The sequence below is a fragment of the Rhizobium album genome (genome assembly GCF_003122325.1).
GTDB classification, from domain to species: domain Bacteria; phylum Pseudomonadota; class Alphaproteobacteria; order Rhizobiales; family Rhizobiaceae; genus Metarhizobium; species Metarhizobium album.
On record NZ_QFBC01000002.1, the window covers coordinates 527783 to 541523 of the forward strand.

The 13741-nt window shown below is 65.1% G+C and carries 10 protein-coding genes and 1 pseudogene; 6 read left to right on the top strand and 5 right to left on the bottom strand.

Annotated elements, in window-relative coordinates; genetic code table 11:
• Window positions 1-53: 53 nt before the first annotated feature.
• The gene (locus DEM27_RS06795; RefSeq protein ID WP_109457440.1) at window positions 54-710 is read right to left on the bottom strand and encodes a DUF2161 domain-containing phosphodiesterase; all 657 of its coding nucleotides are present in this window, start codon (window positions 708-710) and stop codon (window positions 54-56) included.
• 472 nt (window positions 711-1182) lie between these two features.
• On the opposite strand from DEM27_RS06795, the pseudogene DEM27_RS06800 reads away from it, so the two are divergent.
• A pseudogene (locus DEM27_RS06800) lies at window positions 1183-2701 on the top strand (ABC-F family ATP-binding cassette domain-containing protein).
• A gap of 65 nt (window positions 2702-2766) precedes the next feature.
• Here the strand turns inward: DEM27_RS06800 and DEM27_RS06805 are convergent.
• The 3 genes from DEM27_RS06805 to DEM27_RS06815 form a co-directional block, all read right to left on the bottom strand.
• Window positions 2767-3546 carry a L,D-transpeptidase gene (locus DEM27_RS06805; protein ID WP_109457441.1) on the bottom strand — a complete coding sequence of 260 codons (780 nt, stop codon included), beginning with the start codon at window positions 3544-3546 and terminating at the stop codon, window positions 2767-2769.
• 271 nt (window positions 3547-3817) lie between these two features.
• Window positions 3818-4477 (bottom strand): glutathione S-transferase family protein, encoded by a 660-nt coding sequence (locus DEM27_RS06810; protein WP_109457442.1) that lies wholly within the window; start codon window positions 4475-4477, stop codon window positions 3818-3820.
• A gap of 166 nt (window positions 4478-4643) precedes the next feature.
• Complete coding sequence (locus DEM27_RS06815) at window positions 4644-6008, bottom strand: TIGR03808 family TAT-translocated repetitive protein (RefSeq protein ID WP_109457704.1); 1365 nt, start codon at window positions 6006-6008, stop codon at window positions 4644-4646.
• A 279-nt stretch (window positions 6009-6287) separates the two neighbouring features.
• On the opposite strand from DEM27_RS06815, the gene DEM27_RS06820 reads away from it, so the two are divergent.
• The 4 genes from DEM27_RS06820 to DEM27_RS06835 all read left to right on the top strand — a co-directional run bounded on the left by DEM27_RS06820 (window position 6288) and on the right by DEM27_RS06835 (window position 12383).
• Entirely contained in the window at window positions 6288-8579 is a 2292-nt protein-coding gene (locus DEM27_RS06820; protein ID WP_109457705.1) for a sensor domain-containing protein, read from the top strand.
• A 117-nt stretch (window positions 8580-8696) separates the two neighbouring features.
• Window positions 8697-9707 carry a ligase-associated DNA damage response exonuclease gene (locus DEM27_RS06825; RefSeq protein ID WP_109457443.1) on the top strand — a complete coding sequence of 337 codons (1011 nt, stop codon included), beginning with the start codon at window positions 8697-8699 and terminating at the stop codon, window positions 9705-9707.
• A 115-nt stretch (window positions 9708-9822) separates the two neighbouring features.
• Window positions 9823-11448, top strand: a complete 1626-nt coding sequence (locus DEM27_RS06830; RefSeq protein WP_109457444.1) for a cisplatin damage response ATP-dependent DNA ligase — start codon at window positions 9823-9825, stop codon at window positions 11446-11448.
• Between the two features lie 206 nt (window positions 11449-11654).
• On the top strand, window positions 11655-12383 hold the full coding sequence (locus DEM27_RS06835; protein ID WP_109457445.1) for a L,D-transpeptidase family protein: 729 nt from the start codon (window positions 11655-11657) through the stop codon (window positions 12381-12383).
• A gap of 64 nt (window positions 12384-12447) precedes the next feature.
• Here the strand turns inward: DEM27_RS06835 and DEM27_RS06840 are convergent, their stop codons facing one another.
• Window positions 12448-12930, bottom strand: a complete 483-nt coding sequence (locus DEM27_RS06840; protein WP_109457706.1) for a MarR family winged helix-turn-helix transcriptional regulator — start codon at window positions 12928-12930, stop codon at window positions 12448-12450.
• Window positions 12931-13050: 120 nt separating this feature from the next.
• Between DEM27_RS06840 and DEM27_RS06845 the strand changes: the two genes are divergently transcribed.
• Window positions 13051-13473 (top strand): organic hydroperoxide resistance protein, encoded by a 423-nt coding sequence (locus tag DEM27_RS06845; RefSeq protein ID WP_109457446.1) that lies wholly within the window; start codon window positions 13051-13053, stop codon window positions 13471-13473.
• The last annotated feature ends 268 nt before the right edge of the window (window positions 13474-13741 follow it).

Consider the following 13741-nt stretch of genomic DNA (forward strand, 5'->3'; position numbering starts at 1 on the left):
CCGCGGGGAGAAGGAGGCAGGCGGCACCCTCTTAATCCATACGACCGCGAAAGCTATCCCGCCGCCTGCGGCCAGCGGACAAGCGCCGCCTGGCCGGCATCCGTCAGGGCGTAGACGCCGCGGTCGATGCGTTCGAACCAGCCGTAGACGTTGCCGAGCAGGATCTTGGCTGCATCCGGCGCCTGCGGGCGGATGTCGCGCGGGCGCAGCGGCCCGGCGGCAAGGGCTGCGGCGCAGGCGAGCGCCTGCTGGCGGTAGGCGGTCATGACAGGCGCCTTGGTGCCGCCGCCGAGCATCGGGTCGCCGCGGCGCTTGCGGTGCTCGGCGACGAGGCGGGATCGGCGTTTGGTGTTGGTGCGCGGCATCGGCGAAATCGAGCTGACGATGATACTGACCACGCCGCCATCCGAGACACCGAGCATGCCGATGCCGAGCCGGCGGCAGAGATCGCGGAACCTTCGGTCAGCCTCGCGGCCCCTGCCCTTCGCCGAAACGCGGGCGGCGATCCAGATTTCGTCGGCGGCAGCAGCGCGATCGACGGCCTGCAGGATCAGCTCCAGGTTAAAGCTCAGCTTCAGCTCGCAGACCACCACGACCGGCGGCTCGCCCTCGCTCAGGCCGACGAGATCACAACTGCCCACCTCGCCCTTGACGGTGTAGCCGGCGGTTTCGAGGAAGGTTTTGACGGGGAGGTAAAGGGACGTTTCCATGGCGGCCGGCGGGTGAGAATCAGTGCCGCCAGACTAGCATGGCGCGGGCTGGCAGGGGTTAACGGGGGCGATGACGGTCGAGGCGATCTCCCTCTTCCACCCCAGCGGGGAGAAGGGGGAAAGCCGCCCCCGGTGCAGAATGTCGAGGGGCTTCTTCGACCCTATGCGGCCGGTTGCACTCGTATGCGTCCAATGCTAAAAACCATCCATCGAACTCGAGCCGAATGGAGGGCTGTGTGATGACATATTTCCGGCAGCATCGCCAGTTTGGCCCGAAAGCGGCCCTGCAAATGCGTTTGCAGGGCTGACCGGAGACTTACCCCCTCTTCCTGGTCTGCCCCTCGTGGCCCGTGCGGCGCCGAGCTTTTCGCTTGTGATGTCCTGCACTTCTTCATCCGCCGCGCGACACCTGCATCGACCGATGGCCGGATGCCACGGATGCGCTGATCGCCGGCCAGACCAGGAAACGATCATGACCCTCATTTCCCTCCGCAGCCTCGGCGTCACGCTGGGCGCACCGCTGTTTTCCGACCTGTCGCTGACGGTCGGCCGCGGCGAGCGCCTCGGCATCGTCGCCGCCAACGGCCGCGGCAAGTCCACGCTGCTGCGCTGCATCGCCGGCACCGCGGATGCCACCACCGGCGAGATCACTCGCGGCCGCGGCCTGACCATCGGCCATATGGAACAGACGGTGCCGCCGCAGTTGATGGCGATGCCGTTTCATCAAGCGGTGGCCGCCGCCCTGCCAGCCGAGCAGGCGAAAAACGAATCCTGGCGTGTCGATATCGTCCTCGACGACCTCGCCGTGCCGGCGGAGCTGCGCGAGCGTCCGCTCAGGCAGCTGAGCGGCGGCTGGCAACGCATCGCGCAGCTCCGCCGGCGTCGCCGTCACCGAGCCGGATGCGCTGCTGCTGGATGAACCGACCAACCATCTCGACCTGTCGAAGATCGCAGCGCTCGAGGCATGGCTGAACGCCCTGCCCCGCGACATGCCGGTCATCGTCGCCAGCCACGACCGCGCCTTCCTCGATGCCGTCACCAACCGGACGCTGTTCCTGCGGCCGGAGCGTTCGCAGCTTTTCGCCCTGCCCTACAGCCGGGCGCGAGCGGCACTCGACGAGGCGGATGCTGCCGAGGACCGGCGTTTCCGCCGCGACATGAAGACGGCGCAGCAATTGCGCCAGCAGGCGACGAAGCTCAACAACATCGGCATCAATTCCGGCAGCGACCTGCTGGTGGTCAAGACCAAGCAATTGAAACAGCGGGCGGAAAAGCTGGAGACGGCGGCGAAGCCGGCGCACCTTGAGCGCTCGGCCGGCGCTATCCGGCTTTCCAACCGCGGCACGCATGCCAAGGTGCTGGTGACGCTGGAGGATGCGGCGGTGAGGACGCCGGACGGCGCGCTGCTGTTCATGACCGGCAGGCAGTTCGTCTGCCAGGGCGACCGGATCGTGCTGCTCGGCGCAAACGGCGTCGGCAAGTCGCGGCTGGTGACGATGCTGCGGGCGGCGATCGGCCATGCCCATGAGGTGACCGACGGTATCAAGCCGACGCCGTCGCTGGTTCCCGGTTATGCCGACCAGAACCTCGCCGATCTGCCGGGCGACGAAACGCCGCTTCACCTCTTGAGCCGGCGTTTTGCCCTCGGCGAGCCGCGGGCGCGAACGCTGCTCGCCGGCGCCGGCATCGCCATCGACATGCAGGAGAAGCCGGCCGGCCATCTGTCCGGCGGTCAGCGGGCGCGCCTCGGCATGCTGGTGCTGCGGCTCACCGAGCCGAATTTCTACCTGCTGGACGAGCCGACCAACCATCTCGACATTGAGGGACAGGAAGCGCTGGAGAGCGAGCTGATGCAGCACCAGGCAAGCTGCCTGCTCGTCTCGCACGACCGCAGTTTTGTCCGCGCGGTGGGCAACCGTTTCTGGTTGGTCGAGCGGCGGCGGCTGGTGGAGGTGGATGGGCCGGAGACGTTTTTCGCGTCGTTCGGGTGAGGACTACCGGCCTTGGAGCATTGTCTCCCCGTTCACGGGGAGACGGCAGGCCTTATCGAAAAACCTCAGAGAACGACGATCTGGCTCTTGCCCGAAACCCGTTCAAAGAGGTCGATGACGTCCTGGTTGAGCATGCGCACGCAGCCGGAAGAGGTTGCCTTGCCGACCGATTTCCAGTCCGGCGTGCCGTGGATACGGTAGAGCGTGTCCTTGCCGTCCTTGAAGATGTAAAGGGCGCGGGCGCCGAGCGGGTTGTTCAGGCCGGGATTCATGCCGCCATTGGCGGCGGCGAACATTTTCAGGTCCGGCTGGCGCTCGACCATGTCGTCGGGCGGCGTCCAGCGCGGCCATTTCTGCTTCCACTGGATCACGCCGCGGCCGGACCAGGCGTAACCGTCGCGGCCGATGCCGACACCATACCGCATCGCCTTGCCGCCCGGCTGCACCAGATAGAGAAAGCGCTGCCTGGTATCGACGACGATGGTGCCCGGCTTCTCGACCGTCTGGTATTCGACCTCCTGGCGCAGGTAGCGCGGATCGATCGACCGGTAGGGGATGGCCGGCAGCATGCGACCATCATCCTCGGTCGCGGCATAACTCGCCAGGTGCACCGGATTGGAGACCGGCAAGCCATAGGTCTGGTGGAAGGAGGTGGTGTAGAGCGTCGTCCGCCGCGCCGGCGGCTGCGCCGTATCGGCCGACTGGAAAAACACCGGCGCCGTCTCGTAGCGGAAGACATCGGCATTCATGCGCGAGGTGTCGGTGCAGCCGGCAACGGCAAGCGCTGCCGTCAACAGCGCCGCAACGGACAGGGACCGGCGAACGGGGGCGTGATCGAAAATCATGGACTTACCGCTTTTGCAACAGATGACATCTGGTCCCATGATCCCAGACGCGGCTGGCGCGAGGCTGTCGTGGCGAAGGCTTGTTCCGGGGTCGGCCGCCGCATCGTCACAGCAACGCCTCGAAGAGCCGCTGGCCGAATTCCTCGTTGCCGATTACCCGTCGCGGATCGGCTACCTGCTGGAAACGGCTGGCCGTTGCACCCCTGGGACTGCGCGCCAAACCGGCACCGGCCATTCTTTCATCATCGCGGCGGGCGAGCGCGAGCCGGCGTTACGACGCCTCCGCGGCGCGGATCGCCATCACCGCCTTGAAGGCCGGCCGGGACTGGCAACGGTCCAGCCAGGCGGCCATCTTCGGCGCGGCGTCGAACAGTTCCTTTTCGGTCATCGCATAGCGGAAAACCTCCGCCACATTGAGATCGGCCACGGTGAAACGGTCGCCGACAAGCCAGGCGTGCCGCTGAAAATGCGCCTCCAGCAATGCGAAGGCCGGCTTGAGGGCGCGGCGGGCAAGCCTGAGCGTCAGCTGGCCTTCCTCACTCTGCTCGATGCCGTTGTCGTAGGCCAGCACGACCTTGACCGCATGCGGCTCCACCTCGGTGGCGGCCCACAGGGTCCACATCGTCGCCTGCCCCTCTTCCTGCACCGATTGCGGCGCCAGCGGCCCGCCATACTTGCGCGCGAGATAGAGGTTGATCGCCAGCGATTCCGTCAGCACCAGCCCGTTGTCGTCGATGGCGGGAATGAAGCCGAGCGGATTGACCGCCAGGAAGGACGGCGAGCGGGTGTTGAGCGGCGCGCCCGGATCGAGCGGATCGGCAAGCCGGCGCGCCTGGATCACCGGCACGGATTTGACATCCAGGCCAAGCTCGGCCGCCATCCAGTAATTGCGCGCAGCTCGCGAACGGTAAACGCCGTAGATCGTCAGCATGATCCTCTCCCTTTTTGCCGGACGATAGTCGGCGGCAGGGAAAAACGGAACCGGCGGAAAGGATGAAATCTTTGCATGAAAAGATCATCAATGATCATCGATCGAGGTTGCGACGAGGCCGATTCTCTGCTGATGGAAAGGCGGGGCATGCAAAACTGATGGCTGCCTACACCCGGTTGCCCTCGATGGTCAGGTGTGCAAATCCGCCATTGCCCGCCAGCGCCAGGTCTCCGGTGGTCTTGTCGTTCCAGCGGAAGCCGACGATGCCGCCTTCGGGCGTTTCCTGAAACAGGTTGTCGGCAAGCAGCGCCGTGCCGGAGCCTTCGACCACCGAGACGGCGCAGCCGACCGGTGCCTTGCGCACGATGTTGCCGGTGGCGACGATGTTGCGCAGGTATGGCCCCCAGCCGAGCATCATGCCCCACTTGCCGGCATTCTCGATGACGTTGCCGCTGACGGTCGTATCGGCTTCCACGGCGATGCCGAAGCCGAAGCCGGCACCGTCATGCGCGTAGGGTCCGGTCGGCGACAGGTTGCGGATGACGTTGTTGGCGACGGTGGCGAGCCGGCCGCCCGCGTCGAAATTGACGATCAGCACGCCGTTGGCGGCGCCGTCCACCAGGTTGCCGGTGACGACGGCGCCCTCGAAACCGAACTCCGAATAGATCGCCGTCTCGCCGGAGCGCAGGCACTGGTTGCCGGCGATCTGCACGTTCGAACCGGCATTGGCGCGGATCGCCGAGAAGGCGCAATCGGAGACATGGTTGTTGGCGATCATCACACCGTCGGCGCGGAAGATGTTGATGCCGTTGCCGTTCTGGCCGGTGCCGCCGGCGGTGGCGGCGATGCGCGTCACGCGGTTGCCGGAAATCATCGTGCCGTCCTCGCCCTTGGTCCAGCGATGCACGAGGATGCCGCCGTTGCCGCAATCGGAAACCGTGTTGCCGGTCACCGACAGGCCGGTGCTTTCGACCGCATAGATCGCCGCCAGCGCCGCGCCGGACAGATGCGAGCGCTCGATGCGGCCGCCGCAGCGTTCCATCTGGACGGCATGCTTGCGGCTGCCGGCGATCTCGCAATTGTCGATGATGACTTCGGCGACGCCGTGCAGTTGCACCAACGCCCCGGCATAGTCGCCGAGCCAGCGGTTGTCGCCGTCGATGACGATGTTGGACAGCTGCACGCGCCGCAGGCCCTCGGCCATGAACAGGTGACCCTCGCCGGTATAGACGATGCGGGAGGCACCCGGAACGCCGGTGATGCGGGTGTTGTCGGGCAGGTCTATGTTGGAGAGGCGGTAGGTGCCGGGCGGCAGGAAGACCGGCACGTCGCTGGCCGCCGCCTTGCGCAGCATCCTTTCGAAACTCTTGCTCTGATTGTCGGCCGTTCCCGGCAGCACCCCGAACTCCGCCGCGTCGATCGGCCCGCGCAGGTCGACCGGCGTCAGTTCGAGCGCGCCGGCGCGGCTTGCCGCCAGCGGCAGGAAGGCGGCGCCCGACAGTATTCGGAGAAGTTGACGGCGTGACGGCATGATCGGCTCCAGAATTGTCCCGATCGACAAGCAGAATTCATGCCAACGACAAACGTACCGTTTTGAAACAGATCATTTCAAACGATAAATATTGGGCAAAAAAAGCGCTCGTCTTTCGGCATTTCAGCTATGATGCGCGCCGCTGAGTCGCTTACCGTGTATCGCTCTTAAACAAGAATAAGGAAATGGCCCCTATATTCGATGGCAGTATCCATCGCCGGGGCGGACGACATTCGAAGTTACGGCGCAAGGTTGGGACACGGAATGGGCGAGACCGGAATGCGGCGTACTTGTCTGCCGGATGGTGACGAAGAAACCTTTCAAGCACAGACCAGACGACTTGTGGCGGCAACCGAAGCGCTCCTCGACAATAACGAGGCTTTCGGCGACGGTCAGTCATGGCCTGTCCTCGCCGCCGCCCTCGACCAGGTTTCCGACCAGATCTATGTGAAGGACCTCGACAGCCGCTTCCTGTTCGCCAACCTGGCGACGGTGCGCACCAACCGCCTGGAATCGGCAGACCAGCTCATTGGCAAAACCGATTTCGACCTGTTCCCAGCCGATGTCGCCGGAGGGTTCTACGAGAGCGAGCAAACATTGCTGGCGTGCGGTATCCCCGAACTGGACATTGAGGAAACGCTGATCGCGCCGGACGGCCGCCAGTTCTGGTGGCTGACCTCGAAGACGCCGCTGCGCGACCGCGACGGCCGTGTTGTCGGGCTGATCGGCATTGCCCGCGACATCACCACCCGCAAGCGCGAGGAAGCGCTGCGCAGCGGCCAGGCGAACCTCCTGGAAATGATCGCCCGCAGCGAGCCGCTGCCCGCCATCCTGGAAGCGCTCGTGCTGCTGGTCGAAGAGCAGCTGGACAACATCCAGGCCTCCGTGCTGCTGCTCGATCCGGAAGGCAAAACATTGCACCAGGGTGCGGCGCCGAGCCTGCCGGCCGGCTACAACAAGCTGATCGACGGCGTCGCCATCGGGCCGAACATCGGTTCCTGCGGCACGGCCGCTTGGCTGGGAAAACCGGTCATCGTCAGCGACGTTCAGACCGACTACCGCTGGGCGAACTTCCGCGATCTCGCAGTCCAGTACGGCCTGTACTCCTGCTGGTCGACACCGATCCTGACGCATCAGGGCAATGTGCTGGGAACGCTGGCGCTGTATTCGGGCAGCGTGCGCCACCCGACCGAAAACGAGATGCAGCTGGTGGCGATGGCGACGCATATTGCCGGCATCGCCATCGAGCGCCAGCGCGCCGAGGACCGCATCCACTTCATGGCGCATCACGACGCGCTGACGGGGTTGCCCAACCGCACCTACTTCAAGGACAAGATCGCCGACGTGCTGCACCAGGCCAAGATCAGCGGCCAGCGGGTCATCGTCGCTTATGTCGATCTCGATAATTTCAAGCAGATCAACGATAATTACGGCCACAATGCCGGCGACGAGCTGCTGCGCCACGTGGCGGCGCGCATGCTGGAATTCACCCGCGCCTCCGATCTCGTCGTGCGCCTCGGCGGCGACGAATTCGTTCTCGTCTTCGCCAACCAGGCGCGTGGCGAGGGCGATATCCTGCCGCGGCTCGCCGAGCTGCGCCGCTCGATCTCGCGGCCGATCGTCGTCGACGGCGTCACCATCGCCACCACCTGCAGCATGGGTGTCGCCAGCTTTCCCGAAGACGGCGAAACGGCCGAGGAGCTGATCGCCAGCGCCGATGCGGCGATGTACCGGGCCAAGGAGCTGGGCCGGGATTCGCTGCAGGTGCACCGCAACGACGGCGGCAGCCGGGTGGCCGAGCGCTTCAACCTGCAGGAGGAGCTGCGCACCGCCATCGCCGGCGGCCAGCTGTTCCTCGATTACCAGCCGCAGATCGATCTCGCCTCCGGCCATGTGCGCGGCGTCGAAGCGCTGGTGCGCTGGAATCATCCCCGCCTCGGCGTCCTGGCGCCGGGAAGCTTCATCGCGCTCGCGGAAGAATGCGGCCTGATCCTACCGCTCGGCCTGTGGGTGCTCAAGACCGCCTGCCGGCAGAACAAGCGCTGGCACGATCTCGGCCTGCCGCCGGTCGTCATGGCCGTCAACGTCTCCCCCCGGCAGTTCTGCGACCCGATGCTGATCGACCAGGTCAGCCTGGCGCTGAAGGACAGCGGGCTGGAGCCGCAATTCCTCGAGCTGGAACTGACGGAGAATGCCATCAGCCAGGATGTGCCGCGGGCGCTCGCCACCATGGCCGAGCTCGAAAAGCTCGGCATACGCCTGACGATCGACGATTTCGGCACCGGATACGCCAACCTGGCGGCGCTGAAGACGTTTCCCGTGCGGCGGCTGAAGATGGACCGTTCCTTCGTGGAAGCCCTGCCGCACGACCCGACCATGGCCGCCATCGCCTCCGCCGTCATCAGCCTCGCCCGCGGGCTCAACCTGAGCGTCGTGGCCGAAGGCGTCGAGAATGCCGAGCAGATGGCCTATCTGCGCCACAACGGCTGCGACGAGGTGCAGGGTTTCCATTTCTCGCGGCCGGTGGCGCCCGAAAGCATCGAACGGCTGCTGGCCGCGCCTCCGGCATAAGCCGACCTTGTCGTCGCAGCGCGCCGCAGTCCTCCGCTTGCTGGCTTTTTGCCCTTTGCCTGTCGTTTTCGCAAAACCGCCGTACACTTTTGCGCGGCGTGCTTTATCTCTATCGCCATGCGACCTGAAAAACTGCTCTTCCCGACGCCGGAAGGCCTGTATTGCCCGGCCGGCGCCTTCCATGTCGATCCGGTCCGGCCAGTCGACCGCGCATTGATCACCCACGGCCATTCCGACCATGCCCGCTCCGGCCACCGGGCGGTCCTGGCCACCCGCCAGACCCTCGACATCATGAAGCTGCGCTACGGCGAGGATTTTTGCGAAAGCGAACAGGCCGTCGATCTTGGCAGCGAGCTCGACGTGGGCGGCGTCGCCGTCAGCTTCCATCCGGCCGGCCATGTGCTGGGTTCGGCGCAGATCGCCATCGAGAAGGAGGGCATGCGCATCGTCGTCTCCGGCGACTACAAGCGCAGCGCCGATCCCACCTGCACCCCCTACGAGCCGGTCGCCTGCGACGTCTTCATCACCGAGGCGACCTTCGGCCTGCCGGTGTTCCACCACCCCGATCCGCGCGCCGAAATCGGCAAGCTGATCACCTCGCTGAAACAGTTTCCCGAGCGCAGCCACCTCGTCGGCGCCTATGCGCTGGGCAAGGCGCAACGGGTGATCGCGCTTCTGCGGCAGGCGGGATATGGCGAGCCGATCTACATCCACGGGGCACTCGCCAAACTGTGCGATTATTACCGGTCACAGGGCATCGATCTCGGCGAATTGCGGCCGGCGACGGTGGAGCGCGGCAACCAGGACGAATTCCGCGGCGCCGTCATCGTCGGCCCGCCCTCGGCCTTCGCCGACCGCTGGGCGCGGCGCTTCTCCGATCCGGTGGCGAGTTTCGCCTCCGGCTGGATGATGGTGCGCCAGCGCGCCAAGCAGCGCGGCGTCGAGCTGCCGCTGGTGATCTCCGACCATTGCGACTGGCCGGAACTGACGCAGACCATCCGCGAGATCGCCCCCGAGCAGGTCTGGGTCACCCATGGCCGCGAGGAGGCCCTGGTGCGCTGGTGCGAACTCCAGGGCATCGCCGCCCGGCCGCTGCATCTCGTCGGTTACGAGGACGAGGGGGATTGAGGATGGGAGCAGACCCTTTCTCCAGCGATGCGTGCGGCTCGTCCCCTCTCCCCGGCGGGGAGAAGGGGATGTGCGTTAGCCTTGCCGGCCGCATGGAGATCCCGGGAGCCCGCGCATGAAAGCCTTCGCCACCCTGCTCGACCGTCTCGTCCTGACGCCCTCCCGCAACGGCAAGCTGAAACTGCTGACCGACTATTTTCGCGACACCCCCGACCCGGATCGTGGCTACGGCCTCGCCGCCATCGCCGGCACGCTGGAGGTGCGCAGCGTCAAACCGGCCATGCTGCGCGAACTGGTGCTGGAACGCATGGACGAGGTGCTGTTCCGCTATTCCTACGATTACGTCGGCGATCTCGCCGAAACCATATCGCTGGTGTGGGATCGCGAGAGCGATGCCGAACACCCGCTGCAGCCGCGCCTCGGCGCGGTGATCCGCGAAATGAACGGGCTCGGCCGCACTGAGGTGCGCGCCTATGTGCGCGGCCTGCTCGACCGGCTGGATACGTCGAGCCGCTTCGCCTTCCTGAAGCTTGTCACCGGCGGGTTACGTATCGGCGTTTCGGCCAGGCTTGCCAAGCAGGCGCTCGCCGACCTCGGCGGCAAGGACGTGACGGAGATCGAAACCCTGTGGCACGGGCTCGCCCCGCCTTACGAGCCGCTGTTCGCCTGGCTGGAGGGCAGGACCGACAGGCCGGTGCTGGCAACGCCGGCGATCTTCCATTCGGTGATGCTCTCGACACCCGTCGGCAACGGCGACCTCGACGGGCTCGACCCGGCCGATTTCGCCGCCGAGTGGAAATGGGACGGGATTCGCGTGCAATTGACGGGTTTCGGCCGCGAGCGGCGGCTCTATTCCCGCAGCGGCGACGACATTTCCGGCACCTTTCCGGATATCATCGACGCGATGAATTTCGAAGGCGTGCTCGACGGCGAGCTTCTGGTCGGCGGCACGGCGCGCTCCAACAATCCGACGCGCACCTTCGGCGACCTGCAGCAGCGGCTGAACCGCAAGACGGTGAGCAGCCGCATGCTGGACGACTACCCGGCCTTCATCCGCGCCTACGACCTGTTGTTTTCCGGCGATCGCGACGTGCGCGGCGAAACCTATGTCGAGCGCCGCGACCGCCTGACCGCGATCATCGATAGCAGCCCGCACGAGCGTTTCGACCTCTCGCCGCTTGTGCCTTTCTCCAACTGGACGGACCTCGACGCGCTGCGCAAGGCGCCGCCCGATCCGGTGATCGAAGGCGTGATGATCAAGCGGCTCGACAGCACCTACCAGGCCGGCCGCGCCAAGGGGCCGTGGTTCAAGTGGAAACGCGATCCCTACAATATCGATGCCGTGCTGATGTATGCCCAGCGCGGCCACGGCAAACGCTCCAGCTATTATTCCGACTTCACCTTCGGCGTCTGGACCGAGCTGGATGGCAAGGACCAGCTGGTGCCGGTCGGCAAGGCCTATTTCGGCTTCACCGATGCCGAGCTGGAGCAGCTCGACCGTTTCGTCCGCAACAACACCACCGATCGTTTCGGCCCCGTCCGCGCCATCCGCGCCACCCATGACTTCGGTTTCGTCGTCGAGGTCGCCTTCGAGGGCATCAACCGCTCCACCCGCCATAAATCCGGCGTCGCCATGCGTTTTCCGCGCATCGCCCGGCTGCGCGAGGACAAGCCACCCTACGAGGCTGACCGGCTGGAAACGCTGATGGCGATGATCGACGGCGATGCGGCGGAGGCGTGAAGAAACGGCGCGGTCGCCGCTCTTTCGCCATAACGATCAATAAACTGACAACACTTCTGTGTGACTATCGGCTATCACCGGTGGATCGGCCAGTCGCGCTGGGGTAAGGGTGGCAACATTCTTGCTGCGGCACGGAACCAAGCGGCCCCGCCAACCGTTTCCATGCCGCATATGCAACGTCGTCCCACGGATTTTGTCTTCCTGCCATGAACGATCCTCATTTCCTCTCCCGGCGCCGTTTTCTGTCTTTCGCCGGGGTTGCCGCCGCTTCCACGCTGGCCGGTTGCGCCTCGTCCTCGACGCCGCCGGTGATGCCGGTGCGCACCGTGGCCTTCACCCGGCCGGAAATTCCCGGCAGCGTCGAATACACGCCGCGCTCGGCCGAACTCGACCTCATCTATGGCGAGATGGAAGACAGCGGCTTCATTATTCCCGCCGTGCCCTACCAGAAGATCCCGCCGCAATTCTACCGCCAGCGGGTGAGCAACACCACTGGCCAGCCGGCCGGAACCGTGGTCGTCGATACGCGGGCAAGGTTCCTGTATCTCGTCGAATCGGGCGGGGCGACGGCGATGCGCTATGGTGTCGGCATTGGCCGCGAAGGCTTCGCCTGGCAGGGCGAAGGCGTCATCTGGTGGCGGCAGAAGTGGCCGCGCTGGAAGCCGCCGAACGAAATGGTCGCCCGCAAGCCGGAACTGGCGAAATATTCCATCGAAAACGGCGGCATGGATCCCGGCCTGACCAATCCGCTCGGCGCGCGTGCGCTCTACATCTTCCAGAACCGCCAGGACACGCTCTACCGGCTGCACGGCTCGCCGGAATGGAACTCGATCGGCAAGGCCGTCTCCTCCGGTTGCGTGCGGCTGATAAACCAGGATGTCATCGACCTCTACGACCGCGTGCCGGAAAAGGCCCGCATCGTCGTCTGGCAGTAAGCCGGCGATAAAAACCCCGGCAGCGAAAGCGCCGGGGCATTGCCGATCCCTACTCCATCAGCCTTCAACCGTCCTGGGATGACTGTAATTGCGCTCGCAGGTCATGCAGGCGCTGGCGAAGGGCGTCGATCTCGTCGCTATCGCAGCCGATCGCCTTGCCGATGGCGCCCAGCACGCCGGCGGCCTGCTGTTTCAGCGCGAGCCCCTTCGCCGTTACGCGAACCAGCACTTGCCGTTCGTCGTTGACGTCGCGCAGCCGGGTAATCAGCCCCGCCTGCTCCAGCCGCTTGAGCAGCGGCGACAGCGTGCCGGAATCGAGATCGAGGGACTGGCCGATCGCCTTGACCGGCACCTCGCCCTTCTCCCACAGAACCAGCATGACAAGATATTGCGGATAGGTGAGCCCGAGCGGATCGAGCAGCGGCTTGTAGGCGCGCGTAAACGCGTGCGCCGTGGCATAGACGGCAAAACAGAGCTGCCGGTCGAGCACCAGATGCTTGTCCAAAACCGCCTGTTCCATCGCCTTGCCCCGTCGTTTCACCGTCATCGTCACGTGCCACCATAATCGCAGTTCAAATTCTTTTTTTCAATGTGCAAAATTATATTGCGCGCAATTAAATTGTTCTATATATAAAAATCATTCTCGACAAACCCAAGGAGACACGAGATGCCGATCCTCTATACGACCAAAGCCACAGCCACCGGCGGCCGTTCGGGCCGCGCCGTCAGCGAGGACGGTGTCCTCGACGTGACGCTGACCACGCCGAAGGAACTCGGCGGCGACGGCGCCCGCGGCACCAATCCCGAGCAGCTTTTCGCCTCCGGCTACTCCGCCTGCTTCCTCGGTGCCCTTAAATTTGTGGCAGGCAAGGAAAAGGTAAAGATCCCGGAAGACACGACCGTGACCGCCACCGTCGGCATCGGCCCGCGTGACGACGGCCAGGGTTTCGGCATCGAGGTGTCGCTGTCGGTCAACATCCCGGGCATCGACCGCGAAGTCGGCGAAAAACTGATCGCCGCCGCCCACATCGTCTGCCCCTACAGCCATGCGATGCGCACCTCGACCGAAGTGCCGGTCTCGCTCGCCTGAGCCAGGGCCGAAACAATCGACGAAAAAAGCCGGAGCGTCGCACGCATCCGGCTTTTTTCGCCCGACAAGACAGGTGACAAGCCGGAAAATTTGCCTTAGAGAGGGCGCATGTCGATGCTGAACACCTACGCCTATCGATTTTATTCGTACCGCTGCTTCCAGCGGATGCGGGCCTGTGCGTAGACTAGACTGACGTCACGACATCACCCGAACAGCCGCTGGTCACCCTGGCGGCTTTTTTGTCGGCACGGTATGACCCCCAGAACAG

What these genes read in the sequence shown, in the direction of transcription:
- DEM27_RS06795 (WP_109457440.1), bottom strand. Translation starts at nt 710, where the DNA reads ATGGAAACGTCCCTTTACCTCCCCGTCAAAACCTTCCTCGAAACCGCC.
- DEM27_RS06805 (WP_109457441.1), bottom strand. Translation starts at nt 3,546, where the DNA reads ATGATTTTCGATCACGCCCCCGTTCGCCGGTCCCTGTCCGTTGCGGCG.
- DEM27_RS06810 (WP_109457442.1), bottom strand. Translation starts at nt 4,477, where the DNA reads ATGCTGACGATCTACGGCGTTTACCGTTCGCGAGCTGCGCGCAATTAC.
- DEM27_RS06815 (WP_109457704.1), bottom strand. Translation starts at nt 6,008, where the DNA reads ATGCCGTCACGCCGTCAACTTCTCCGAATACTGTCGGGCGCCGCCTTC.
- DEM27_RS06820 (WP_109457705.1), top strand. Translation starts at nt 6,288, where the DNA reads ATGCGGCGTACTTGTCTGCCGGATGGTGACGAAGAAACCTTTCAAGCA.
- DEM27_RS06825 (WP_109457443.1), top strand. Translation starts at nt 8,697, where the DNA reads ATGCGACCTGAAAAACTGCTCTTCCCGACGCCGGAAGGCCTGTATTGC.
- DEM27_RS06830 (WP_109457444.1), top strand. Translation starts at nt 9,823, where the DNA reads ATGAAAGCCTTCGCCACCCTGCTCGACCGTCTCGTCCTGACGCCCTCC.
- DEM27_RS06835 (WP_109457445.1), top strand. Translation starts at nt 11,655, where the DNA reads ATGAACGATCCTCATTTCCTCTCCCGGCGCCGTTTTCTGTCTTTCGCC.
- DEM27_RS06840 (WP_109457706.1), bottom strand. Translation starts at nt 12,930, where the DNA reads ATGACGGTGAAACGACGGGGCAAGGCGATGGAACAGGCGGTTTTGGAC.
- DEM27_RS06845 (WP_109457446.1), top strand. Translation starts at nt 13,051, where the DNA reads ATGCCGATCCTCTATACGACCAAAGCCACAGCCACCGGCGGCCGTTCG.